Raw genomic sequence first — 24366 nt, forward strand, 5'->3', positions numbered from 1 at the left:
AAATTATGCTCCTTATAATTTAATTATAATCAATTTCAAAAATATTCATCCTGCTAACAAAATTCAAAAAAGCGCAGTTTTAATTACTGCGCTTTTATAGCTTTCAAACTCATTTCAACGTGTCGCATATTTAAAATGCTTTACGACTCGCTTTCACTTTCCATAAAACGTTGTAACTGATCTTTTAAGTTTGGCGGAATACCTTTAATAACTAACGTATCGGTTGCTTCGTTATAGGTAACACGCTCACCTAAATGCTTACGTTCAAAGCTTACACTAACTCCACCGCCAAGACCTGAAAACTTAACCATACTGGTTACTGTTTTTTTATCAACGGGGAAAGTTTCTTCCAAGTCATAGCTTTGCTCTTTGCAAAAACTATCAAACGGGCTGTCATCGCCTTTTGTAAGCGTTGCAGATAGATCGCTCACACTTGCATCTTCGCCTGTGGTTACGCAATCATTACAGTAATCAAATACTTGCTTACGTAAATCGTCTTTTTCTGATTTATCAAACTGTTGCTCTGATAAATAATCCTCTACTGCGCTAAGCATTACTTGGCTTTGCTGTTTTGAATCAATACCTTCTTCACAGCCTAAAAAGTCTAAGAAAAAGTCAGCAACTTTACGACCCGCACGTCCTTTAATAAATGAAATATAACGATTATCTTCTGCTTGCGTATCCCACGCTGTTAAATCGATACGAGCAGCGAGTTGCATACGAGATATGTCTAAATGGCGAGAAGCCGCTAAATCAAGCTCTGAGGTCATAGAGTAATGCTCTTTAATGTTAATCATCGCAATTAACATGTAATCGGTAGCAACATACTGATAATGACAAAATACTAAATAACCTGTTTCACTAAAAGCGTACTTATCAAGTTCTTCTTTTAAAACCGTTGAAGCTTGCTCTGTCATATGCCAAAAGCCTAGCTCATCGTTACGGTAGCTTTGCATTGCAGAGGCTACAACACTGTTTTTATCACCACTGAAAGCACAGTAACCTTTACCAGGTTTACCATTATATGCATGATGTAATTGTTCGATAAAAACGGCTACTTTATCGTTAATTACCATCTCATCATTTCGAAGGTGAATTTGCGTATCGTCGTCTTTTTTGTCTACATAATGAACGACTAATTTTTTAACGTCTGTTGTCATCTTTGTTTTTCACGCCTCTAGTGTTAAAATACGAGAATATAACTATTTTATTGAACCAACTGATGCCAATCTTATCAAAATACTCTAATGAAGAAGTAGAACAAATCGTCGATCAGCTTATTGATGTGCTAACTAAACACAATGCGCCAGTAGATTTAAGCCTTATGTGTTTAGGAAATTCTATCACGCATATCTTAAAAGAGCATGTACCAACAGGGAAAAGACAAGCCGTAACTGAGAACTTTGCAAAAGCTCTATCACAGTCGGTTAAATAAACTCTATGAATTTATCGCAGCACAATCAGTTTTCATCAAAAGCGAGTCAGCTATTAAGCTGGGGCCATTGGTTTACTTTTGCCAATATTGGCTTGGCGCTATTTATTAGCTTAAGCTACTTATTTGCCGACTCGCCACCAACAAGCTTTATGGGCATTACTTATATGCTAGTAACGTGGTTAAGCCACACTAGTTTTATCGCCTTTTTAGCGTTTGTGCTGACGGTATTTCCGCTTAGTTTAATATTCCCCTACCCACGACATATACGAGGCATGGCGGCTGTAATAGCCACACTAGGCGCATCACTGCTTACCCTTGATGCTTATGTTTACGTTAATTTGGGTTATCACCTAAGTATATCTGCCTTACCTGAGATTATTTCTCTACTGTGGCATCGTTTAACCAGTTCACCTGCTTTAACAACCATTTTAGCTAGTGGGATTGTATTACTTATTTTAGGCTTTCAGCTACTTGTGAGTAATTACACATGGCAACACCTTGAGCGCTTAAAACAATATAAATTTGCACGTTACGCAATTTCATTTTTAATAGTGTGTTTTTCACTTAGCCACAGCATTCATATCTGGGCTGACGCAAATTTAAACTTTGATGTAACGAAGCAAGATAATGTACTACCACTTTCATACCCTACTACCGCTAAAAGTTTATTAGCTAAAAATGACTTGCTTGATATAGAAAGCTATAAGCAGGCACATAACGTAAAAATTAATAACCAAAATATTAGTTATCAAATGCCAAGCCCGCTTGATAAGTGTGAAGACTACACACAAGCCAATGTAGATATTTTTGTATTTGAAACCCAGCAACAACTCGCTAAATTTGTTGCCGATAATAAAAATTTGCACAAAACAGAGCAGTTTTTACAGCCAACTAATCATGACGATATGCTATTTAGCTTAGTGTATGGTTTGCCAGCTTTTTATAAAGCAGCAATTTTAAGAGAGCAAACTCTTCCTGCTTGGCAAAGTCAGCGCCGCAGCATTGAAGTAACGGGTGTGGAAGAACTTAGTTTTATAAATGATCAAGCCCACAGCTCTAGCGCAATTAGAGTTATTAAAAGTAACGTTAACGCCGTTGTACGAGATGATAAAACCCAGGTTTTTGCTTTTAGTCTTGCCAATAACAAGCAAGAAGTAGTAACAACATCAACTTTATATAGCTCCGACAAACGTATTTCTAAAGTAGATGGACTTATTCAACCTAGCGATTTAATTGCCACAAGTGTTGGCCAATATTTAAATTGTAAAGCCATTGCCAAGCAAACAATGCTGGGCGTTAATTTATACAAGAAAAAAGATGATATGGGCGTTAACTACTCTCAAGGTGTCGTTATAGCCTATAAAAAAGATAGGATTACCTTAATAGATTCAGATGGTAACTTTAAAAATATCTCTGCCGCTGAGGGGTTTTCTATTGAACAAGGTTTAGATATACCATTTTTAGTGCAGAGTATTAAAAAGCTTAAAACCTTCACCCAATAGCCGTTATCCTAACCTAGCTTGCTATACCACCAAGCTAGGTTATAGTTTTATATTGTTGTTAGATATAAAAATCAAGGATGACATGTATGTTTAAAACTTCTCGTTATATTCTCCACTCTAGCTTTTTACTTATTAGTTTTTTTAGCTTTAGCGATACCACTTACTATAAATGTGTAACAGAGAAAGGCACAATCTTTTCTCAACTGCCCTGTGACGACGAAGCAACAGCTTATAAAGTTAACACAACAGGTAATCAGTATTCAGGCCCCAAAGTTGATTACACTAAACAACTAAACGAACTTGAGCGTGAAAAACTCCTGTCAGGTTTACAGGCTGAGTTACGTAGTAATAACCACAAACTAACTATACTTGATCGTAATAAGCAGCGTGCTGAATATAAACAACAAGAACGGTTAAATCATATTCTAGCCGTTGAAGACAAAAACCGTATTACCAAAGACATTACTAAAAAACTAAAAGTAATTAATAAAGAGTATAAAAAAGATGTATCTGTTATTACTAAACAAATTAAAATACTCGAAAAAAAGATAGATCAATACCAATAAATCACTCCAAATTAATGAGCAATATTTATCTTGGTTTTAAACTTAAAATAACATACCCTTAACACAATAGAGTATAAGCTCTAGGGACTATTAAGGAGTGCAAATGCAGCCTCGCCATATTGCTGAATTAATTTTAACGGGTTTTAAAAGGCACTATCAACTATTTCAAAAAACAACGGCCAAAGCTCCCCTCGCCTTTGCAAAAAAAGATTGGCAAGCAATTAATGATATAAGCCGTTTGCGTATCAGCTATTATGATGATCGTGTTAACGAAACTACGCAAGCGCTAAAAAAAGAAACCCCAACAGAGCAACTTGATGAAAGCCTATGGCTTGAAGTTAAAAAGATATACCAGCATTTTTTATGTTTTCATCCCCAAGCTGAACTAGCCGAAACCTTTTATAACTCTGTATTTTGCCGGCTGTACCATAGGCGCTATTTTCATAATGACTTTATATTTGTAGAAGCAACTTTGAAAGATGCTCCTTCAGTACCTGTTGAGGCCGAATATAGGACATACTTTCCAGTAGTTGATGGCCTAAAGCCAACAATAAAGCGCATTATTAATCATTTTGATTTTAAAGCCCCATTTGTAAATTTAGAGCGTGATATTCGCCTTCTTGTTAAAGCATTTTATAAACAAGCACCCGATACACATCACCAGCCTTGGCAAATGCGCTTTGATATTTTGCACACGCCTTTTTATCGTAATAAAGCAGCTTATATAGTAGGTCGTGTTGTTTCAAAAAGTGGTGTTCAGCCTTTTATAATCGCCGTATTACACGATGAAGATAACGGATTGTATTTAGATGCACTTTTAACTAAGTCATCTCAAATGCGTGTTATTTTTGGCTTTGCCCGTGCCTACTTTATGGTAGAGACTCATGCGCCTTCAGCACTTGTCCGGTTTTTGAATCAGCTTATGCCAAACAAAACACTTGCTGAGCTCTATAATGCAGTGGGTTTTCATAAGCAGGGGAAAACTGAGTTTTATCGAGAGTTTTTAAATCACTTATCTCACTCAAGTGATGAGTTTACAATTGCTCCGGGTACACCAGGTATGGTGATGATGGTATTTACCCTCCCCTCATTTGGTTATGTTTTTAAAATAATAAAAGACAAATTTGGTGAAAGTAAGCCCTTTGGCCGTGATACCGTATTAAAGCGCTATCAACTAGTAAAAAACCATGATCGCGTTGGCAGAATGGCCGACACCATAGAGTATTCTAACGTCGTATTTCCTTTGGCACGTTTTGATAGTAATTTACTTGCGCAATTGCATAAAACAATTGGCTCATCAATGGTAATTGAAGGCGAATGGTTGATCATCAAGCATTTGTATATTGAACGGCGCATGACACCACTCAATTTATTTTTAGAGAATGCTGATGAAGAAAGTGCCGCTGACGCAATTGAAGAGTACGGGCAAGCCCTAAAAGAAATGATTGCCGTTAATATATTTCCTGGCGATATGCTCTTAAAAAACTTTGGTGTAAGTAAGCACAAACGTATTATTTTTTACGATTACGATGAAGTTCAATACCTAACCGATATGAACTTTAGAGCATTACCAAAAGCAAAGAGTTACGATGATTATTTAATGGATGAGCAAAGTTACTCTGTTGCACCACAAGACGTATTTCCAGAGCAGTTATGTACCTTTGTAATGCCTAATCCTATGTATAAAAAGTTTTTCCTCAGCACTCATCCAGAGCTAATAGATGTTAGCTTTTGGAAGCAGGCACAACAAAATATAAAAAATGGTCAGGTAAGTCATATTTACCCATACCCGACAGCACAGCGATTTATTCACCACTGGTAAGCGCTAAAGGACACACAATGAATATAAGTAAAATAGATTTAAATTTACTCGTTTATCTCGATACATTGCTTCGAGAATGCAACGTAACACGAGCTGCTAATCAATTGAGTATTACGCAACCCGCAATGAGTAATGGCCTTAAACGACTTCGTAACCTATTTAACGACCCTATTTTAGTTCGTACCAGCGATGGTATGGTCCCGACAGAGCGCGCTTTAGAGTTACAACCTGTTATTCGTGGCATATTAATGACGCTTGAAGAAACTCTAGCACCTAATAGAGAATTTGAGGCAAGCCAGAGTAAACGTGTATTTAGAATAATGGCCAGTGATTACGCTGCAAGTACGTTAGCGCCAAAGCTTTTAAGTAAACTACACGAAGAAGCCCCCGATACTACTTTAGATATACTCACACCAAGTGACGTAACCTTTCATGACGTAGAAAACGGTAAAGTAGATATGGCAATCAACCGCTTTGAAAACTTACCTCAGTCTTTTCATCATAAACGTATTTGGAAAGACAGTTTTTGCTGCTTAGTTAAGGCCGACAACCCTATTATTGAAAGCTTTAGCCTCGACAGCTACTTAAAAGCACGCCATATATGGGTGAGTAAAACAGGTTTTGGTGTAGGTGTGGGCATGGACCCTAAAGATGTGCAAAAACTCGGCTGGGTTGACGAAGCACTTGCCCACTTTGGTAAACATCGTAACATTGCCACTTTCACGCGTAACTATCATGTAGCGATTCATTTAGCTAAAGAGAAAAACTTGATTGCGACCCTTCCTTCAAAAGCCGCAAATATATACTTAGATGATCCGGGGCTTAAAATTTTAGAGCCACCGTTTCCGATTCCACCTTTTGAACTTGATATGATTTGGAGCCCACTGCTGCATCGCGATGCGAGCCACATCTGGTTACGCCAAAAAGTAGCTGAGGTAGCTGAAGAGCTAAAATAACTTTATTACACAATATAATGTAAAAATTGCTAGGTTAATACTTTCCTCATTAACTTAGCCCCTTCCTGTAATAAAATTAAATCAATAAAATCAAATGACTACATAAAAATAAAAACGTGGAACGTACATTGCTTTTATTAAATTGAACTATACATTCATTTAATAAAAGAGGTCATTATGAACACCCATCAAGGATCAGAAGTAAATCATATTACTGACATCATTCAAGTTATGAACAGCGGCATCGATTTTTATCAAAAAGCACAGGAAAAAGTTGAAGACCCTGCTATTGGCGCACTTTTTCAGCGTATGATAGATGCCCGAAAAGTGAGTGTCGAGCGTCTGCAGCCATATGCAATTAATGAAAAAGGCGAACGCGAAGATGGTTCATCTTTCGCAGTTGAAGCACGACGTGCATATACAGCCCTATTGACTACTTTCACTTCACATAACGACAGCACGTATGTTAAAGAGCTTGAAGAAGTAGAAGATAAAACGCTTGAAGAAATTAAAGCCGCTATGGATAAACCGCAACCAGCTGATTGCGAAGCAGCACTGGCTAAAACATTATTAACGATGCAAAGCTGCCATGCAGAAATGAGCCGTATGCAAAAGCAGTAAGCTTACATAACGCATAAATACAACCCAGCCTAGCGCTGGGTTTTTTATTACCTCTAATACCAATCTGTATAAATCCTTAAGCAATTTAACGAATTAAATTACTCTATAACGATGCTAAATAGACCCCATATATAAGCAGATTGCTATAAACACCACCTTATTTCTCCACATTTTAAATACATAATAAATACAAAAATTTAATGTTATTAGAATGTTTATTTAACCACGCTTTATTTTTGCTGTGCTAATTTTGTTATTAGGTACCTAAAACCTTGCTGTGGCGCCGCAGCATTTAATTAAAAATAAGGTCCAATATGAAAAGTAAACTAAGTAAACTGCAAAATAATGCTGATGTAGATATGACCCCGATGTTAGACATAGTGTTCATATTACTAATTTTCTTTATTGTAACTACATCTTTTGTAAAACCTGTGGCTATTGAATTAAACCGACCACTCGACAGCCCTCAAATAGATAAGCCTGTTAAAAATGCTTTATTTAGAATTGATGAAAGTAACGGAGTATATTTTTCAGGGAGGTTAATTGGTTTAGAGCAAGTTACGTCTAATTTAGCGATGTTCGCGGCTAAATATGAAATAAGTTCGGTACTTATAACCGCAGACGAAAACAGTACACATAATACTTTAATGAGTGTAATGAATAATATTAAGCAATACGATGATTATTCAATAAGTTTGATTTCTAAATAAAATCAGCCCAAGCTAAAACAAAAAAAGGGCCTTACGGCCCTTTGAGTTAAATAACGAAAGGGAGGTTATTAATTAAAAACGGTATTCTGCACCTACGTAGTAGTAAGCACCGTTAAATCCAAATGGAGCCGAGCGACGTGAGTAGTCAAACACACCTGAGCTACTTATTACTGTGTTGCCACTAGCATCCACAATAGTACCTGAGCGAGAGTTACCTATTTCGTTTTTATCTGGGTAAACGTCAAATAAGTTATTTGCACCAATGTTTACCGACAAATCTTCAGTAACGAAGTAGTTAACTTTAACGTCAGTTAAAATTTCTGCGCCATACGTTTGACGACCACCATCTTCTACTGTGTACTCACCAAAGCGATTAAGTGACAGGTTAACTGTCCAATCATCACGTTGATAAAGTGCACTTAAGTTAATGCGATCCTCAGGTTGCCACTCTTCTATAATAGAGATATCTTCCGCTGAAAATATATCGTCTACACTTACTGTCTCAAGGCTTGAGCCAGCAGGAGAAAATAACGATACAACATCTGTTTTAGTGAAGTTAGCTGCAAGTGTAAAATCAAGCGTACCGCCTAAACCTTCAGTGTTCCACGTTGCTACAAAATCAACACCACGAGTTTCAGTATCAGCACCATTTAAGAAAAACTGCCCTACGCCAGCCCCCGCACTATTTAATGCAGCATCAAGGCTTGTAGATAAACCTTTACCTAAGCGGTCACTAATTACAATACGGTCGTCAATATCAATTGAATAGTAATCAACGGTTACATTAATATTATCTGTAACGTTATACACAATACCTAAACTACGGTTTTGTGATTTTTCTTCTTTAAGCTTTGGAATACCTAAGCTTTGCGCAAGTGTTGAATCATTTCTAAATGTACCAACCTCTTCTGCAACTAAGTTACCATTAGTATCAACAACAAATTGCGTACTTACATTATTAAAGTAAAGCTGTTGCATTGAAGGTGCTCTAAAACCTGAGCTTAATGCACCACGTAGTGAAATATCGTCGGTTACAGACCAGTTACCAGCAAGCTTAAAGTTTACTGTATCACCAAAGCCTTTGTAGTTATCGTAGCGAAGTGCACCCGATAAAATTACATCTTCAATCACATAAGCTTCTGCATCTACATAAAATGAGATTACATCACGCGATTCATCAACTGATGACGCAGGAGACGAACCACCAAAACCTTGTGAACCACCTGATGCATCTTCAGAGCCAACACCACCACTTAAGCCGTTATAAATACTTACACCGTTGGTCGTATCGTAATCGCGGTATGCATATTCACTACCTTCTAAGATACGGTATTCATCAGTACGAATTTCAGCACCCATCGCTAACGAATAATCATCAAAGTTTTGCGTAAAATCAATGTTGATCGTTTGCAGTGATAATTCCATGCCGTAAGCGTACGCTTCACGTGGGATAGTTGTTCGAATATCAGCTGCACTTAAACCTTGGTCATAACGTAAAAAGTTAGCGTATGAGGCATTAATAGTGTCACTTGTCGTGTAATCAATGCTGTTTTCACCGTAGGTGTAAGACAAATCAAGACTTGCATCGTTATCAAACTCAGTTTTATAACCAAAGTTGTATGAGATATCGTCGATAGTTGTATTAATTTTTGGTAAGAAACCTAGCGGAATTGTCGCATCGTTATCTTGCAGTACTGGGTTACCACCTGCATTTGCATTATGACGGAAAAATGCAGCCGACTCGTTTTCACGTGTTGAGTAAGTAATAAAGCCGTAAAGCTCGCCATCACCTAACTCGTAACCGGTATTAATTGTTAAACCAAACTGCTGAGAATCAGCATCACCAATTCTAAAAGTATCACGATCGGCTGTCAGTTCACGCGGATCGCCAGCAAGTAAAGTACCGTCACTTAACTCTGTACAACCATAAAACTGACAAGAGCCATGTAAACCTGCACGGTTAGTCGGTGCACGGTCACGGTAATTGATAGTTGTATTTAAATAACCGTCATCGCCTAGCGCAAAGCCTTTATTAAAATCAAGGTTGATGGTTTCGCCATCACCTTCTGAATATTGGCCGTAGTTAATAGCCGCTTTACCGCCTTCGCTACCATCTTTAAGTACAATATTAATAACACCAGCAATCGCATCAGAACCATACTGAGCAGCAGCGCCATCACGTAATACTTCAATGCGTTTAATTGCAGAGGCTGGAATTGCATTCATATCAGTACCTGCAGTACCACGCCCAACAGAGCCATTAATATGAATAATACTTGCTTGGTGACGACGTTTGCCGTTAATTAACACCAATGTTTGGTCGGGGCCTAAACCGCGAAGTGTTGCAGGTCTTAAAGCATCAGTACCGTCACTAATTGCAGAGCTTGAAAAGTTAAATGAAGGAGCGATAGACTGTAGCATACGACCAACTTCTGTTTGGCCTGTATTTTCAAGCGCTTCTGCACTTAAGATATCTACTGGAACGGGTAAATCTTCAACTGAACGTCCTGCTACACGGCTACCGACAATAGCAATTTTTTCAATTTTTTCTTGAGCGACTTCTTCTGCTGCGTTTACACCTTGCGAATTAACTGCAAGTAAGGCTGGTAATACTGCTGCACTGACCGCTGAAAGCTTCATCATGTTGTTATCATTCCTGTTGATTTGTTTGAGTTTTATACTCAGTAAACCATTTTGATCAACAACCGCATCGAGCTCTGTCCCACCTAGTAATGCCTCTAGGGCATCTAGTTGAGTGTAAAATCCATAAACTGAATTTGCGTCATACTGCTTTGCCAACTCATAAGAAAACACCACGGTTTGCTCTGTTTGTTTAGCATATTCAATTAAGGCTTTGTCTGCTCGCTGCGCTTTTATATCAAATTGCACCATTTGCCCAGTGGTTTGAGTTGCTGCTTGTACACTCAAGCTAAAAATAGCCGGTGCAAGCACACTAAATCCACTCAATAAATGCGTTTGGTTACTGCGCAACTTATATAAACAGCTGACAAACAAAAATCCTCTATGGCTTTGTCTCTTTTTTTTAATGTTTTTTTTACGTTCAATCTTTATTGATGCAACTTTATCTAACATTAGTCTGATTTGCATAACGTCTACTTATGATTCTGTATGGTGTTTTAGCGTTACTACATGCTCACCTAAACGCTCATGATCAATCGAAAAATTAGTTTGTAAACTTTCTAGTAAACCTTCAACGTCACCCGCTTTAAATACCCCAGCTACTTTAATACTGGCAAGCTCGGCTGAAGAAAGCTCAAAACGTGTCGCGGTATAACGACTTACTTCATTTAAAGCATCGCTGAGCTCTTCTCCGTTAAAAATAAGCATGCCATTTTGCCATGCCAAATCGCGTTGTACGTCGTTCATTGATAGTTGGGTAATTGGCTTTGTAACACTCTGCTCTATAACTACCTTTTCGCCTGAGGTAACAATGTTGGCATTAATTTGACGAATTTTTTGCGTGCTGTTATCTGCAAGTTGATAATCTTTAAAGTCATTTGCATCAACCGCTACACTAGGGTCGGTGATCATCACTTTGCCTTCGGTAACAACAAGCTCTAAATCTGATGAGGTATTACGCTGTACATTGAATACGGTACCGAGTGCGGTAAAGCTTTTGTCGCCAGCCATAACACTAAACGGACGCGTGGCATCTTTTGCTACATTAAAGCGCCCTTCTCCACGACTAAGTAATAACTGCCTGCGGCCTTTGCTATAAGCAACTTCTAGCAAGCTATTAGTATTAAGCTGCACTATGGTGCCATCTGGCAACACATACGTTGCTTGCTCGCCTACTTTTGTTTTGTAAATTTTAGTGTAATTAACTTTTGCAAGCTCTTGGTTATAGCCATTTTCTAAATTAATTAATAAGTAGCTGCACACCATTAACGCTGCAAACAAACTCGCTGCAATTGAGTAAGAAAACATCCACTTATTTTTTGATGCTTTAGTATTGTTACGCTGAGGAAATAAATGACTTAATTCATTTAATACCGAAAGTTCATCCCAAAGCTGAGCAAGCTCATATATAGAGTCTTGATGGGCGGTGCTTTGCATCATCCATAATTTAAATTGCTCTTTTTCATCATCAGTTAAACCACGATCAATTGCGCTTATCCATTCACATGACTTTTCTAAAATTAAATCTTTTGAATTAAATTGATGAACATTACTCATTCTGCGACCCTCTTAACTGATATAGGGTGTGCTTGAGCTTTAGGATGTATTTGAGAGCTTTGCTCATGTTCACGCATGTACAACATGGTTTGTAATAATCCTTTTGCAATGTGTTTTTCAACAGTGCTTTGGCTTAACTGCATTTGATCTGCGATCTCTTTTTGGCTCATGCCATAAACTTTTTTTAATATAAAGCATTTACGAATTGATGAGTTTAGTTGCTCAGTAGCTCTACAAAAAAGTAAGAAGCGCTCTTTAGATGTGTATTCATCTTCAAGCTTCATTGATTTGAGTAGTACGGGTAATTCGTTATCATTTTCTAACGAATCATTAAATTTGTTGTCCCACTTTGCTATATGGTTTAGTGCTAGGTGTTTTGCTGTTTTAAGCATATAACTGCGGGTAAACTGAATGTCTTGCTTTAAATCAGCTTCATAGCTTTTTACAAAGGTTTCTTGCACAATATCTTCTACATCGTCGGGTTGAACTATGCGCGATACAAAACGTTTGAGCTGTTTAGAAATATCAACAAATGTTGACGTGAACTTTACTTTTTTCGTCATCCTTAACATACACCTGTTGTTATTTTTATTACCGACAGGTTACGAGTTTTTGATATAAAAACAAGCTCAAATGTTAATTCTGGGTTATTTAAATGGATAGGAAGATAAATGAGTAAATTTTTAGATTACATCCGACTTAGCTTCTTTGCATTCGGTTTACTACTTGGAGTGCAAATTCCTGCATTTGTAAGCGATTTTGGCCAAGCATTATCAGCCCAATTAATTGAAGCTAAAAATGCCATTGCACCATTTAAAAACGATGCCGCTAAGTATTTTAATAATGATTTAGATAAGCTAATAAAACACTATAAAAATATTGATGATGGGATTGTGAATAAAGGTGCAAGCAATATTAGTACACTTTACACGCGACAACAAGATTTACAAATCGCTGTAAACAGGTTTGCGCAATCTCCATATATTTTTACATTGATCAGTGGCATGAGCGATGTAAAGCAACAAGTGTGGCAACGCTTTGAAGGTCAAATCATTTTAAAAAAAGACTCTATAATAGCCGCTATTATTGCAGCCATTATAATTGCCTTGCTTGCCGAGCTTACTGGTTATTTGTTGTTAACTGGAGTAAAACGCTCATTCAAGCGCTTATTCGCAGCTCAAAAATAGTGATTTCATAAAATCATAAAATACATCGGTTTTACGGGTAGTTAAGCTATTTTGCGGACGCAAAAACCAAACTGGAGCATCATCTTGTGCCATTACACCGGGCATAACTTCAACTAAAATGCCATTTTTAATATCTTCATGAATAGCTATCATTGATTTAATTGCAATGCCACGACCCGCAATAGCTGCTTGAGTCATATTATCGGAATTAGAAATGGTAAAGCGTGTTCTCGCATTAAAAGTATGTATTTTACCCTGCTCATCAAAAAGCTTTAATTGGCGCTGCCACGGCAGGCAAACCCAATAGTGTTCGCTTAATTGAGCTAAGCTTTTAGGCATACCATATTTTTTTATGTAGCTAGGAGCTGCGCAAAGTATACGTTTGTTGTTTACTATTTTTCGCGACAGTAAACCGGAATCATTTAATTGCCCTACACGAATTGCCACATCTTGTGCGTCATCAACCACATTTACAAAATGATCCGTAATTAAAAAATCAAGTTTTAGTTCAGGATAGGCCTGCTCTAACTCGTTAAGCCTTGGCATTACGTATTTCGAAAAAATCCAAGGGGGCATAGTCACGCGTAATAAACCACTTACCGATGAGCTACGTGCACCAATACTATGCTCAGCGTCGTGCAATGCCTCAATTATAGCGCCAACTCGCGTATAAAATATTTCACCTGCGGGAGATAACCGTACTCGTCGGCTATCTCTAAAAACAAGTACTGTTGCAAGCTCACGCTCCAATTTACTTAAGCGATGGCTTACCGTTGCAGGCGATAAACGCTGCTCGCGAGCAGCAGCAAGCACTCCTTTATTTTCAACTACTGCTATAAATGTTTCTAGGTCGCTTAAATTATACATAAAGATGCCATTGTGCACTTTTCAATGTTTAACATTTTCGAATGAAGCTTTCAGTTTTGCAATGTTTATTTAAATATGTAAAACACTATAATTGCAAATAGTCTAATTATTGAGGTTCAATCATGAGTTTAAAAGCGCAAATAGATGCCTATAACGTACAAAAAGATGCCAAGTTACCGGCTGACGTTTTAGCATTAATGAACACTACAAACGAAGAGCTTATTGCACAGCATATTAAAGACAATGCGTTGCAAATTGGTCAAAAGGTAGAAAACTTCAGCCTAGCCAACCATAACGGCGAAAAAATTGAGCTTGCGGATTTATTAAAAAAAGGTCCGGTAATTATTAGCTTTTATCGTGGTGGCTGGTGTCCATATTGTAATTTAGAGCTAAAAGCACTTAATGACTACTTACCGCAATTTAAAACTCAAAGTGCTCAGTTAGTGGCAATATCACCACAACTGCCCGATGAAACTCTCTCAACTGCACAAAAAAACGATCTTGAATTTGATGTGCTGTCAGATGTTAGTAATAAAGTAGCTGATCAATTTGGTCTATTGTTTACACTTGATGAACGTATTCAAGCGTTATACACACAATTTGGTATTGATTTTGAACACTACTACGGCGATAAAAGCTTTAAATTGCCGCTACCGGCTACCTATGTGATAAACCAAGAAGGTGTTATTACATATGCATTTTTAAACGAAGACTACACCCTACGCGCAGAACCTACTGATATTATGGCAGCACTTGAATCGGAGAATAACTAATGTCTATTTTAAAATCGTTAAAAACACTTACTCTTTCACTACTTGTAGGCACAAGCCTTGTATCTGGTTATGCAGTCGCTGATGAACCAAAAGAACAAGCAAAGCCCAAAGTGCTTATTTTTGATGTAAACGAAACCCTACTTGATTTAACGTCAATGCGTACCTCTATTGGTAAAGCACTAGGCGGACGTGAAGATTTATTACCACTTTGGTTTTCGACTATGCTGCACCATTCATTAGTAGATACAGTAAGCGGTAGCTATCACGACTTTGGGCAAATTGGGGTGGCGTCACTTCTTATGGTTGCTCAAAATAACAATATTGATATTACTAGTGAACAAGCTAAAACAGCTATTGTTACGCCTCTTTTAACGCTTCCTCCACACAGCGATGTTAAAGAAGGACTGGCAAAACTTAGAGCTCAGGGCTATAAATTAGTAAGCCTTACAAATTCTTCAAACAAAGGTGTAAAGGCACAGTTTGAAAGCGCTGGTTTAATGTCTTACTTTGATGCTCGTTACAGCATTGAAGATATTAAAATTTACAAACCAGACTTACGTGCTTATGAATGGGTACTTAAAAAGCTAAACGTAGCACCAAATGAAGCAATGATGGTTGCAGCCCATGGCTGGGATGTTGCTGGCGCAAAAGAAGCAGGCTTACAAACCACTTTCATTGCACGCCCAGGTAAAGCACTTTACCCATTAGCTAAAAAACCAGATCACGTTGTGAAAGATTTACATGAATTAGCCGCTCTACTTAAATAAGTATGCGCTGATGAATCAATACCCAAGCGGCCAATGTTAGGATGACATTGGCCGCTTTTTTATAACTACCCCTAAATATGTCTTAGTGTAATTATTTTCATAATCAGTATGTTAGAAATTGAATGTAAACAAAGCATTTAGCCCAGTATGAGTTATTTTATCTGCTAGCAATTTAGTACTCACAACGCTACTATTGAATAAATACGTGGTGGAGAACATAATGAATAGTGAAAGATTAGGTGAGTTTGAGCAGTACTTTCAAATTAATGAAAGTATAAGAGTGAATTTATTCGCTGTATCGAACGGACAAGTGCCTAAATCGCAGCTTGAGCTAGAAGACGACATTCCCCCACTATTTAGATTAGCAAATGAAGTAAGTGAACTTGAGCAAAGCTCGTTACGCCCACTGCGTAACTTGGGCGATATAGCACAAGAGCTTGCTACATTTTTACAAGCCCAGTCACGTAAAATAGATTTAATAATGAGCCATATTTTGGCCTCAGAACAAGCGCAAGATAATGCAATTCAATGTGATAGCTACGGCGGTGGCGGTATTCGCTTTACATCACCCGAAGTACACTCAATTGGCCAAGCGTTTAGAACAAAACTATTTTTGCACCACGAAGCCTCTGCGGTTTATTGTTACACCGAAGTTGTGGCAGTAGAAAAACAAGATAGCGAACATTATCAATACACCATGCTCTTTACCGCAATTAGAACCACTGACCAAGAACTGATTGTTAGAGCGAGTTTACATGCTCAAACCCGCCAACTTAAAAAACGTCAAGAACTTGATCAAAACCAGGCCGACCTAAACAGTGATAATTAGCTGACATCTTTATGTAAAATGCTAAACTAGCGTCATCTTAATTAGTATATAAAATTCATGAACTTTAGACTTTTACCAGAATGGGCCGAGCAAGACGCTGTTATGCTTACATGGCCTCACAAAGACACCGATTGGGCTGATAATTTAGCACGTGTAGAACCTGTATATATTGAGCTTGCTAAGCATATAACAGCGCAACAGCAGCTTGTTATTGTGGCGCACAACAGTGCCCTAAAAATGCATATTACAGCATTGCTAAATAGCGCTAACGTCTCTCTTTATCGTGTTCATTTTGTAGTAACACCTACCAACGATACCTGGGCTCGCGATCATGGTCCGCTTACTTGCGCCGCTATTGATTCACCAGATCAACTAAAAGTATATGATTTTACTTTTAATGGTTGGGGCAATAAATTTGAAAGCGCATTAGACAATCAAATTAATCGTACTTTGGTAAAAGAACTAAGTAGTACAAACAACCACTATCAAGCGCTCGATATGGTACTTGAAGGTGGCGGTATTGAAATAAACGAGCACGGTGTGTTGCTAACAACCAGTGAGTGTTTGCTTAATAAAAACCGTAACCCTGATTTAAACCCTGCTGACATAGAAGTACTTTTAAAAGAGCACTTGGGCGCAACACGTTTTTTATGGGTTGAACATGGCTATTTAGCGGGCGATGACACCGATAGCCACATTGATACTTTAGTGCGCTTTGCTCCAAATAATACCCTTGTATATGTGCAGTGTGACGATAAAACTGATGAGCACTTTAGCGCACTTGATGCAATGGAAAAACAACTAAAAACCTTTAAAACTGCCGATAACACCCCATATACCCTAATTGAGTTACCGTGGCCAAAAGCCGCTTATGACGATGAGCAAACACGCCTACCGGCTACCTACGCTAACTACTTAATTATTAATAATGCTGTGCTTGTGCCAACGTATAATGATGCCAATGATGAACGTGCTCTTGCTCAAGTTCAAAAAGCATACCCACAACACACTATTATTGGCGTTAATTGCCAACCAATAATTGAACAATTTGGCAGCCTGCACTGTATTACAATGCAATTACCTCGTGGATTTTTAGCTGGAGCAACACAATGACAAGCCCTGCAAAATTAACCGTTGCATTAGTGCAACAAAGCAATACCGATAACGCTCAGCACAATATGGCAAAATCAATAAGTGCCATTCGTGAAGCCGTTCAAAAAGGTGCAAAACTGGTCGTACTTCAAGAGCTACACCGAAGCCTCTATTTTTGTCAAACCGAAGATGTTGACGTATTTGATTTAGCCGAAACCATTCCAGGCCCTAGCAGTAATGCCTTAGGTGAACTTGCTAAAGAGCTAAGTATTGTAATTGTCGCTTCTTTATTTGAAAAACGCGCTACGGGCCTTTATCACAACACCGCGGTTGTATTAGAACAAGATGGCAGTATTGCGGGTAAATACCGCAAAATGCATATTCCTGATGATCCTGGTTTTTACGAAAAATTTTACTTTACCCCAGGTGATATCGGGTTTGAGCCTATTCAAACCTCTGTGGGTAAGTTAGGCGTGCTAGTATGTTGGGATCAATGGTTTCCTGAAGCTGCTCGCTTAATGGCAATGGCTGGCGCTGAGATATTAATTTACCCTACCGCTATCGGTTGGGATCCTAACGACGACATTGCTGAGCAAACTCGTCAAAAAGACGCGTGGGTTATTAGCCAACGTGCCCATGCTGTTGCCAATGGTGTACCGGTAATTAGCTGTAACCGTGTCGGCCATGAAAGTGACCCAAGTGCGCAAAGCGATGGTATTGCGTTTTGGGGTAATTCGTTCATTGCAGGCCCACAAGGTGAATTATTAGCAGAGGCTAATAATACTGATGAGCAAATTTTAGTGGTTGAAATTGATCAAAAACGCTCAGAAAACGTAAGACGTATTTGGCCGTTCTTGCGTGATCGACGAATTGATCACTATAAAGACCTAACAAAAATATACCGAGACTAAGTAACCTTAACTCAAGATGGCTCTTACTTGCTAAGAGCCAACTATAAATGGAGTAATAAATGGCGTTTGAGCAATGGGCAGCCTTGCCTTGGGTAAAATCTCATAAAGATAAAATTCAATGGGGCCAGCTAAGCGGAAGTGGTTTAAGTATTGCCATCGCTGAAGGCGTTAAGCAACAAGACAACTTAGTCTTGATTGTTACGCCTGATACACCAAGTGCACTGCGCCTTGAAACAGAGCTAGAATATTTATTACCCGATAACCCAGTAATGGTATTTCCTGACTGGGAAACTCTGCCATACGATCACTTTTCTCCCCATCAAGATATTATTTCAGCCCGTTTAGCCACTTTAAACACCTTAAAAAAAGAACAACAAAGTGTGTTAATTGTGCCTGTATCTACCTTAATGTTGCGCACAGCCCCGGCCTCATTTATTTACGGTTCAACAATAAACTTTAAAGTGGGCGACAAGCTAGACACACATAACTTTCGTGACAACTTAGAACAAGCTGGTTATTTAAATGTTCAACAAGTAATGGAGCACGGCGAATACGCTATACGCGGCTCTATCGTTGACTTATATCCAATGGGCAGCCCGCATCCATTTAGACTCGATTTTTTTGATGACGAACTCGATACAATTCGCTTATTTGATGTAGAAACGCAGCGTTCTGATGAAAAAGTAGATAAAATTGAGTTACTTCCAGCGCATGAATTTCCTACTAACGACGCTGATATTGAACGTTTTAGAATAAGCTACCGTGAAAAATTTGGTGCAAGCTCGCAGCAAGACTCTGTATACATGCAAGTAAGCAAAGGTAATTGGCCTGCGGGTATTGAATACTACATGCCGTTGTTTTTTGAAAAGCTCGCGACTATTTTTGACTACCTGCCAGAAACAACTACCGTTATGCAACTGGGCGATTTAGAGCACGCGGCAGATAACTTTTGGCACGATGTAAATGTACGCTATGAGAACCGCAGAGTTGACCCACTTCGTCCATTACTTGAACCCAATGCGCTTTATCAGCCTATTGAAGAGCTGTTTTCTAATTTAGGCAATTTTGCACGTATTCGTTTATCTCTTGCAAAGCTTGGTACTAAAGCGGGCAATAAAAACTTAAGCGTTAGCGAGCTGCCTGCTATTCGAATTGACCATAAACAGCATGAACCTTATGGCGCGTTTATAGATTATGTAGCAGAACAAAAAAAGAAAAAAGGCCGCATATTACTCAGTGTTGAATCCGATGGTCGTCGCGAATCATTACTGAGCATTCTAAAACCAAGCGGTTTAAAATTTAAAGAATTTGAAACACTCGAACAATTTACAAAAAGCGCGAGTGATGTAGGTTTAATAGTAAGCCCGCTTGAACAAAGTGTCGTACTTGGCACTAAGCCCAGCCTTTCTATTATTACCGAGCAAGAACTGCTTGGTATAAAAGTATCTCAGCGCAGACGCCGTAAGCACAAGTACGAAGCCAGCCAAGATGCACTAATACGTAACTTAGCCGAGCTTAAAGAGGGCCAACCTGTTGTGCATCTCGATCACGGTGTTGGGCGTTACCAAGGTTTGCAAACAATTGATGCTGCAGGTGTAATTACTGAGTTTGTTACGATTACTTACGCAAGTGAAGCTAAACTATACGTGCCAGTGTCTGCATTGCATATGCTGAGTCGTTACTCTGGTGGTGAAGAAGCTAGCGCCCCGCTGCATAAGCTTGGCTCAGATGCATGGGAAAAAGCAAAAAAACGTGCGGCTGAAAAAGTTCGCGACGTAGCAGCAGAATTACTCGACATTTATGCACAGCGCCAAGCAAAACCCGGTAATAAGTTTACGCTAGACGCCCCTGCATATCGCCAATTTAGCGATAGCTTCCCGTTTGAAGAAACTGACGATCAGCGCAACGCCATAGAAGCGGTATTAGGTGATATGCAATCAAAGCAAGCCATGGACCGCTTAGTATGTGGTGATGTAGGCTTTGGTAAAACAGAAGTGGCCATGCGCGCTGCTTTTGTAGCGGTTAACGATGATAAACAAGTGGCAATTTTAGTGCCTACCACTTTGCTGGCTCAGCAGCACTATGAAAACTTTAAAGACCGCTTTGCTGATTTTCCTATTGAAGTAGGTGTACTTTCGCGCTTTAACTCCACTAAAGAGCAAAAAGATACGCTTGAAAAAATGGCAAACGGTAAGCTCGATATAGTTATTGGTACACATAAACTTATTCAGCAAGATATTAAGTTTAACGATTTAGGCTTACTCATTGTTGATGAAGAGCATCGCTTTGGTGTTCGCCAAAAAGAGAAAATTAAAGCTCTGCGTGCAGATGTAGACATACTCACACTAACTGCAACGCCAATACCGCGTACACTTAACATGGCCATGAGCGGCATGCGCGATTTATCAATTATTGCAACGCCACCGGCTAAACGTTTAGCGGTTAAAACCTTTGTACGGCAACGCGATGTAGAACTAATACGCGAAGCCGTACTGCGAGAAATTAAACGCGGTGGCCAAGTGTACTTTTTGCATAACAATGTAGAAACTATTGAGCGTGTTGCACAAGAAATTAGTGAATGGGTGCCGGAAGCAAGCGTAACCTCAGCCCATGGCCAAATGCGCGAGCAAGAGCTTGAGCAAATAATGACTGACTTTTATCATCAAAAATACAACGTGCTTGTATGTACTACGATTATCGAGACCGGTATCGATGTACCTACAGCCAACACCATTATTATGGATAGAGCTGATAAACTTGGCCTTGCGCAATTACACCAATTACGTGGGCGAGTTGGCCGAAGCCATCACCAAGCGTATGCCTATTTACTCACAGGTGACCCCAAAGCACTTTCTAAAGATGCGAGTAAACGCTTACAAGCAATCGAATCATTGGAAGATTTAGGCGCGGGTTTTGCCCTCGCTACACACGATTTAGAAATTCGTGGCGCCGGTGAGTTACTTGGCGACGATCAATCAGGTCAAATGCAAACTATAGGCTTTAGTTTGTATATGGAAATGCTCGAGCAGGCCGTAAATGCACTACGTGAAGGTAAAGAGCCAACGCTTGAAAACCTACTTCAAAAACAAACCGAAGTAGATTTAAAACTAGCTGCCCTATTACCTGATGACTACATACACGATGTAAATGCACGTTTAGGCATGTACAAGCGCGTTGCAAGTTGTGCTAACCTTGACGACATGGACGAATTACAGGTAGAACTTATAGACCGTTTTGGTTTACTGCCAGATGCAGCCAAAAACTTGTTCAGCTTGCAGCAGCTTAAAATGCAGGCCAGTAATTTGGGTATAACAAAAATTGAGGCAAACCCAAAAGGTGGTTATTTTGAATTTAGCCAAGATACCAAGGTTAACCCTAGCTTCATCATTGGTTTGATACAAAGTGCGCCTAAGGTGTACAAAATGGATGGCGCAAATAAATTGCGCTTTGCAATTAGTGAAGCTAACGCTCGCGAACGCTTAAAAATGGTCACTGCAATGATTGCAGATTTCGAAAAAAAGGTTAGCCATTAATGTTGCTAAAAAAATCGCTGGTTATTTTATGCTGCTTGTTTAGCAGCACTGCATTTGCAGAACGCTGGTTTGAGGTTGAGGTGCTTGTATTTAAACAGCGCCCAGCTCCGTATTTGCAAGAAGATTTTACACTTAAGCACAAAGCTATTGAGGATAAAAACTCTCTAGATTTAATGACCCCTCTTTATACAGAGCAAGCAATGCAAGCCTGTATAGATGGTGATGAGCGTTTTCAAAAACGCTCTTTTACAGATTCATTAGTTAATTCAAACCCGCAATCGGGTGTATGTGGTGACAGTACAAACTACCTACAAAGCTATGATGAGCTACCTGTTACACCTCTAGCGCCCGCTAAAGATGATATGCAGCAAACTTATTTATTAGCGCCAGAACAGCTGCAATTTAAAGCGCAGTACCGACAGCTAGATCGCAAAGGATTAACACCTATTCTACATACAGGCTGGCGCTTTGAAGGCGCAAGTAAGTCGCGTGCACCAAGCATGCATTTAATCGCAGGTAAACACCTTAAAAGTGACTCTAACGTAACCCCTAGCTATTCAAACCCTGATTTTGTAAGTTTATTAAATTCACAACCTGAACTATTTAACGACCCGGAGCAATCAAAGGCAGAATGGGAACTAGACGGTTTATTTAAAATACACTTACGACATTATTTATACATTACAGCTAATTTTGATATTAGCCAAAAGCTAGAAAATGGCGATATAGAGTCAGCCCGCTTTTCTCAGTTTAGACGTGTAATAAGTGGTGAAGTACATTACTTTGACCACCCACGAATGGGCATGATTGTCCAAATCAGAAAATTCAAACATTAATACTAAGTAGGATATAACAATGAAAAAACTCCTTATCATCGCAGCTACATTAAGCCTTGCGGCTTGTTCTAAGGTAAGTCTTGAGAGTTACGAGAAAATCAAAGTAGGTATGGATAAGACTGAAGTTGAAACCATCTTAGGCTCTGCGGATAACTGTGTTGAAAAAACACTGCATACTAATTGTGTATGGGGCGACGAAGCAAAAAATATCGAGATCACGCTAGTATCAAACAAAGTAACTTTATATAGCAAACATGGTTTAGCTAATAAATAAATTTAAAAAAGGGACTGATTTTATCAGTCCCTTTTTTAATTACTAAAATTCACTTTTTGGAGTAGATAAGTTCAATATTAACGATTTTACTTCGATTTAACGTTATTTTATAGCGTTGATAAAGTGTTCTATCTTCCTCAGTTAGCACAAGCACCATGTTAAGTTGGTAGCGCCGTTCAACCGCCTGTTTAGATATTTTATTACTGTCTAAATGATATAACTTCCCTTCACCACGTTTTAAATAACGCGCAAATGGCGCAAGACTAAATTGTAGCGTTTGCTGAAGTGTATCGTACCCAGGTAAAAATTCTTTCGCGCTTACCCGTGTCTCACTTGCAAAGTGTAACCACTGCGCAGCTTGTTTATTTTGTTGACGACGTTTTGAAAATATAGATTTTACTTCTTTAGGGATTTTTTTAAAGCGTGTGTATTCAAGCCAAATTAGCTGACTCGCTATTTTGTCTTTAGTAATACTATTTTTAAAACTAAATCTCCACTTAGGTCGCCCTTGTACAATAGCTCGCCAAATCATACGCGTAATATCTTCTTTAAATATTTCACGTAGCCCGTAAATAACCCCTAAAATTAAAATAAGCGTCGCGGTGACTTCAGTAAACGTTGAGCGGGCATTAAGTATAACAACCATCACGAATGCCATGATAACTGCCGTTACAGTACCCTTAACTAATCGCTTAAGGTAGCTATTAAGAAACCGTGTTTGGCGCTGTAATATAACGCCATGCTCAATCAAGCGTTGCAGCAAGCGCATTTTATTTGTTATTCGATTAGCGTCTTGCATTGTGGTTTCAGAATTATAGTTTTTGTCAGCCCGGTACGCATTTTCGTTTTTACAAAACTGCATTAAATCGTTACGCTCTTTTGCATAATCGCTACTACGTGGGCCTTCATCTAAAAGCTTTAAAAATGATTGCTCAACATGCCAACTTAAATAGTTATCAGCATTGGTAAAAAATGGCAGTAGTTTTTCATCATCTGGCGTATAGCGACGCAGCTTTTTTAGAAGTCCTTCACTTTGTTCATATACTTCGTTAGCGCGTTTATAAAAGTCTTCTGCTTCATCAATTTTTAACGCATCTTTAATATCGGCATCAAGGGCTAAACGTACTTGGTAACAAAATAAATTAAGGTTTTGACGATAATCTTGCTGCTCACCTTTGTTTTTACTCACAAAACGGCTTCGTACTAAAGGCAAGTGTATGTTGTTAGCGTTGTAGGCTAAATGTGATTTAAAGTGGTTATTAAAGTAAGATTCTTCGGTGAGCGTTTGCGGATTAATCCCCATTTCATTAGGGATAGAAAAATACAGATCTATGCGCTGTTCAGAACGAGGAGTAAGCTCTGGTTCAATGACAAAAGATAAGTTTTCATCTTGTTTTAACAATCAGTTCTCCTTCTAAAATATCGTTTTAGTGTACTTGTCTCCTTTGTTTTGTTCAATAAAAAAGGCTCAGTAAATACTGAGCCTTA

22 protein-coding genes are annotated in these 24366 nt (G+C 38.7%); 16 read left to right on the forward strand and 6 right to left on the reverse strand.

Features of this window, described 5'->3' with window-relative positions:
- Positions 1-140: 140 nt before the first annotated feature.
- Positions 141-1160: a nucleoid-associated protein YejK gene (yejK, locus tag WNY79_RS16560; RefSeq protein ID WP_342876416.1), complete on the reverse strand. Its 1020-nt coding sequence runs from the start codon at positions 1158-1160 to the stop codon at positions 141-143.
- 62 nt (positions 1161-1222) lie between these two features.
- On the opposite strand from yejK, the gene WNY79_RS16565 reads away from it, so the two are divergent.
- From WNY79_RS16565 to WNY79_RS16595, 7 genes are all read left to right on the forward strand, one after another.
- A complete protein-coding gene (locus WNY79_RS16565) occupies positions 1223-1435 on the forward strand; it encodes a DUF1414 domain-containing protein (protein ID WP_007375276.1) in 213 nt (70 codons plus the stop codon).
- A 5-nt stretch (positions 1436-1440) separates the two neighbouring features.
- Positions 1441-2937: a DUF3413 domain-containing protein gene (locus WNY79_RS16570; RefSeq protein WP_342876417.1), complete on the forward strand. Its 1497-nt coding sequence runs from the start codon at positions 1441-1443 to the stop codon at positions 2935-2937.
- Positions 2938-3023: 86 nt separating this feature from the next.
- On the forward strand, positions 3024-3503 hold the full coding sequence (locus WNY79_RS16575; protein ID WP_342876418.1) for a DUF4124 domain-containing protein: 480 nt from the start codon (positions 3024-3026) through the stop codon (positions 3501-3503).
- Positions 3504-3606: 103 nt separating this feature from the next.
- Positions 3607-5325 carry a bifunctional isocitrate dehydrogenase kinase/phosphatase gene (aceK, locus tag WNY79_RS16580; protein ID WP_197185088.1) on the forward strand — a complete coding sequence of 573 codons (1719 nt, stop codon included), beginning with the start codon at positions 3607-3609 and terminating at the stop codon, positions 5323-5325.
- 17 nt (positions 5326-5342) lie between these two features.
- A complete protein-coding gene (locus WNY79_RS16585) occupies positions 5343-6281 on the forward strand; it encodes a LysR family transcriptional regulator (protein WP_076923831.1) in 939 nt (312 codons plus the stop codon).
- A gap of 177 nt (positions 6282-6458) precedes the next feature.
- Positions 6459-6902, forward strand: a complete 444-nt coding sequence (locus WNY79_RS16590; RefSeq protein ID WP_024604016.1) for a PA2169 family four-helix-bundle protein — start codon at positions 6459-6461, stop codon at positions 6900-6902.
- Positions 6903-7216: 314 nt separating this feature from the next.
- Entirely contained in the window at positions 7217-7612 is a 396-nt protein-coding gene (locus WNY79_RS16595) for a biopolymer transporter ExbD (protein ID WP_342876419.1), read from the forward strand.
- 72 nt (positions 7613-7684) lie between these two features.
- Here WNY79_RS16595 and WNY79_RS16600 read toward each other — a convergent pair whose 3' ends face one another.
- Genes WNY79_RS16600 through WNY79_RS16610 form a run of 3 tightly spaced genes read right to left on the reverse strand, consistent with a single transcriptional unit; the run spans position 7685 to position 12372 of the window.
- Positions 7685-10720 carry a TonB-dependent receptor gene (locus tag WNY79_RS16600; RefSeq protein WP_024599126.1) on the reverse strand — a complete coding sequence of 1012 codons (3036 nt, stop codon included), beginning with the start codon at positions 10718-10720 and terminating at the stop codon, positions 7685-7687.
- A gap of 9 nt (positions 10721-10729) precedes the next feature.
- Entirely contained in the window at positions 10730-11809 is a 1080-nt protein-coding gene (locus WNY79_RS16605) for a FecR domain-containing protein (protein WP_024599127.1), read from the reverse strand.
- The gene (locus WNY79_RS16610) at positions 11806-12372 is read right to left on the reverse strand and encodes an RNA polymerase sigma factor (RefSeq protein ID WP_024599128.1); all 567 of its coding nucleotides are present in this window, start codon (positions 12370-12372) and stop codon (positions 11806-11808) included. The genes WNY79_RS16605 and WNY79_RS16610 overlap by 4 nt, the downstream gene beginning before the upstream one ends.
- 108 nt (positions 12373-12480) lie before the next feature.
- On the opposite strand from WNY79_RS16610, the gene WNY79_RS16615 reads away from it, so the two are divergent.
- Positions 12481-12996: a DUF2937 family protein gene (locus tag WNY79_RS16615; RefSeq protein ID WP_024599129.1), complete on the forward strand. Its 516-nt coding sequence runs from the start codon at positions 12481-12483 to the stop codon at positions 12994-12996.
- Here the strand turns inward: WNY79_RS16615 and WNY79_RS16620 are convergent.
- On the reverse strand, positions 12976-13863 hold the full coding sequence (locus tag WNY79_RS16620; RefSeq protein WP_342876420.1) for a LysR family transcriptional regulator: 888 nt from the start codon (positions 13861-13863) through the stop codon (positions 12976-12978). The genes WNY79_RS16615 and WNY79_RS16620 overlap by 21 nt on opposite strands.
- 122 nt (positions 13864-13985) lie before the next feature.
- On the opposite strand from WNY79_RS16620, the gene WNY79_RS16625 reads away from it, so the two are divergent.
- The 8 genes from WNY79_RS16625 (at position 13986) to WNY79_RS16660 (ending at position 22878) form a co-directional block, all read left to right on the forward strand.
- Positions 13986-14636, forward strand: a complete 651-nt coding sequence (locus WNY79_RS16625) for a peroxiredoxin-like family protein (protein WP_342876421.1) — start codon at positions 13986-13988, stop codon at positions 14634-14636.
- Positions 14636-15403, forward strand: coding sequence for a haloacid dehalogenase type II (locus tag WNY79_RS16630; RefSeq protein WP_024599132.1), 768 nt, complete (start codon positions 14636-14638; stop codon positions 15401-15403). Before WNY79_RS16625 ends, WNY79_RS16630 begins: the two co-directional genes overlap by 1 nt.
- 220 nt (positions 15404-15623) lie before the next feature.
- Positions 15624-16232, forward strand: a complete 609-nt coding sequence (locus WNY79_RS16635) for a PilZ domain-containing protein (protein ID WP_007585675.1) — start codon at positions 15624-15626, stop codon at positions 16230-16232.
- A 57-nt stretch (positions 16233-16289) separates the two neighbouring features.
- Positions 16290-17345, forward strand: coding sequence for an agmatine deiminase family protein (locus tag WNY79_RS16640; protein WP_342876422.1), 1056 nt, complete (start codon positions 16290-16292; stop codon positions 17343-17345).
- Entirely contained in the window at positions 17342-18235 is an 894-nt protein-coding gene (locus tag WNY79_RS16645; protein WP_342876423.1) for a carbon-nitrogen hydrolase, read from the forward strand. Before WNY79_RS16640 ends, WNY79_RS16645 begins: the two co-directional genes overlap by 4 nt.
- 59 nt (positions 18236-18294) lie before the next feature.
- Positions 18295-21768, forward strand: a complete 3474-nt coding sequence (gene mfd, locus WNY79_RS16650) for a transcription-repair coupling factor (RefSeq protein ID WP_342876424.1) — start codon at positions 18295-18297, stop codon at positions 21766-21768.
- Positions 21768-22604, forward strand: coding sequence for a peptidoglycan binding protein CsiV (locus WNY79_RS16655; protein WP_342876425.1), 837 nt, complete (start codon positions 21768-21770; stop codon positions 22602-22604). The genes mfd and WNY79_RS16655 overlap by 1 nt, the downstream gene beginning before the upstream one ends.
- Positions 22605-22623: 19 nt before the next feature.
- Positions 22624-22878 (forward strand): hypothetical protein, encoded by a 255-nt coding sequence (locus WNY79_RS16660; protein WP_007585664.1) that lies wholly within the window; start codon positions 22624-22626, stop codon positions 22876-22878.
- A 49-nt stretch (positions 22879-22927) separates the two neighbouring features.
- Here WNY79_RS16660 and WNY79_RS16665 read toward each other — a convergent pair whose 3' ends face one another.
- On the reverse strand, positions 22928-24280 hold the full coding sequence (locus WNY79_RS16665; protein WP_024599138.1) for a hypothetical protein: 1353 nt from the start codon (positions 24278-24280) through the stop codon (positions 22928-22930).
- Positions 24281-24366: the final 86 nt, after the last annotated feature.

The sequence above is a fragment of the Pseudoalteromonas sp. AS84 genome, assembly GCF_038900255.1.
In the GTDB taxonomy this organism is placed as follows: domain Bacteria; phylum Pseudomonadota; class Gammaproteobacteria; order Enterobacterales; family Alteromonadaceae; genus Pseudoalteromonas.

Excerpts from the sequence above, each read along its gene's own strand:
- yejK (WP_342876416.1), bottom strand. The coding sequence starts at position 1,160 with ATGACAACAGACGTTAAAAAATTAGTCGTTCATTATGTAGACAAAAAA.
- WNY79_RS16565 (WP_007375276.1), top strand. The coding sequence starts at position 1,223 with ATGCCAATCTTATCAAAATACTCTAATGAAGAAGTAGAACAAATCGTC.
- WNY79_RS16570 (WP_342876417.1), top strand. The coding sequence starts at position 1,441 with ATGAATTTATCGCAGCACAATCAGTTTTCATCAAAAGCGAGTCAGCTA.
- WNY79_RS16575 (WP_342876418.1), top strand. The coding sequence starts at position 3,024 with ATGTTTAAAACTTCTCGTTATATTCTCCACTCTAGCTTTTTACTTATT.
- aceK (WP_197185088.1), top strand. The coding sequence starts at position 3,607 with ATGCAGCCTCGCCATATTGCTGAATTAATTTTAACGGGTTTTAAAAGG.
- WNY79_RS16585 (WP_076923831.1), top strand. The coding sequence starts at position 5,343 with ATGAATATAAGTAAAATAGATTTAAATTTACTCGTTTATCTCGATACA.
- WNY79_RS16590 (WP_024604016.1), top strand. The coding sequence starts at position 6,459 with ATGAACACCCATCAAGGATCAGAAGTAAATCATATTACTGACATCATT.
- WNY79_RS16595 (WP_342876419.1), top strand. The coding sequence starts at position 7,217 with ATGAAAAGTAAACTAAGTAAACTGCAAAATAATGCTGATGTAGATATG.
- WNY79_RS16600 (WP_024599126.1), bottom strand. The coding sequence starts at position 10,720 with ATGCAAATCAGACTAATGTTAGATAAAGTTGCATCAATAAAGATTGAA.
- WNY79_RS16605 (WP_024599127.1), bottom strand. The coding sequence starts at position 11,809 with ATGAGTAATGTTCATCAATTTAATTCAAAAGATTTAATTTTAGAAAAG.
- WNY79_RS16610 (WP_024599128.1), bottom strand. The coding sequence starts at position 12,372 with ATGACGAAAAAAGTAAAGTTCACGTCAACATTTGTTGATATTTCTAAA.
- WNY79_RS16615 (WP_024599129.1), top strand. The coding sequence starts at position 12,481 with ATGAGTAAATTTTTAGATTACATCCGACTTAGCTTCTTTGCATTCGGT.
- WNY79_RS16620 (WP_342876420.1), bottom strand. The coding sequence starts at position 13,863 with ATGTATAATTTAAGCGACCTAGAAACATTTATAGCAGTAGTTGAAAAT.
- WNY79_RS16625 (WP_342876421.1), top strand. The coding sequence starts at position 13,986 with ATGAGTTTAAAAGCGCAAATAGATGCCTATAACGTACAAAAAGATGCC.
- WNY79_RS16630 (WP_024599132.1), top strand. The coding sequence starts at position 14,636 with ATGTCTATTTTAAAATCGTTAAAAACACTTACTCTTTCACTACTTGTA.
- WNY79_RS16635 (WP_007585675.1), top strand. The coding sequence starts at position 15,624 with ATGAATAGTGAAAGATTAGGTGAGTTTGAGCAGTACTTTCAAATTAAT.
- WNY79_RS16640 (WP_342876422.1), top strand. The coding sequence starts at position 16,290 with ATGAACTTTAGACTTTTACCAGAATGGGCCGAGCAAGACGCTGTTATG.
- WNY79_RS16645 (WP_342876423.1), top strand. The coding sequence starts at position 17,342 with ATGACAAGCCCTGCAAAATTAACCGTTGCATTAGTGCAACAAAGCAAT.
- mfd (WP_342876424.1), top strand. The coding sequence starts at position 18,295 with ATGGCGTTTGAGCAATGGGCAGCCTTGCCTTGGGTAAAATCTCATAAA.
- WNY79_RS16655 (WP_342876425.1), top strand. The coding sequence starts at position 21,768 with ATGTTGCTAAAAAAATCGCTGGTTATTTTATGCTGCTTGTTTAGCAGC.
- WNY79_RS16660 (WP_007585664.1), top strand. The coding sequence starts at position 22,624 with ATGAAAAAACTCCTTATCATCGCAGCTACATTAAGCCTTGCGGCTTGT.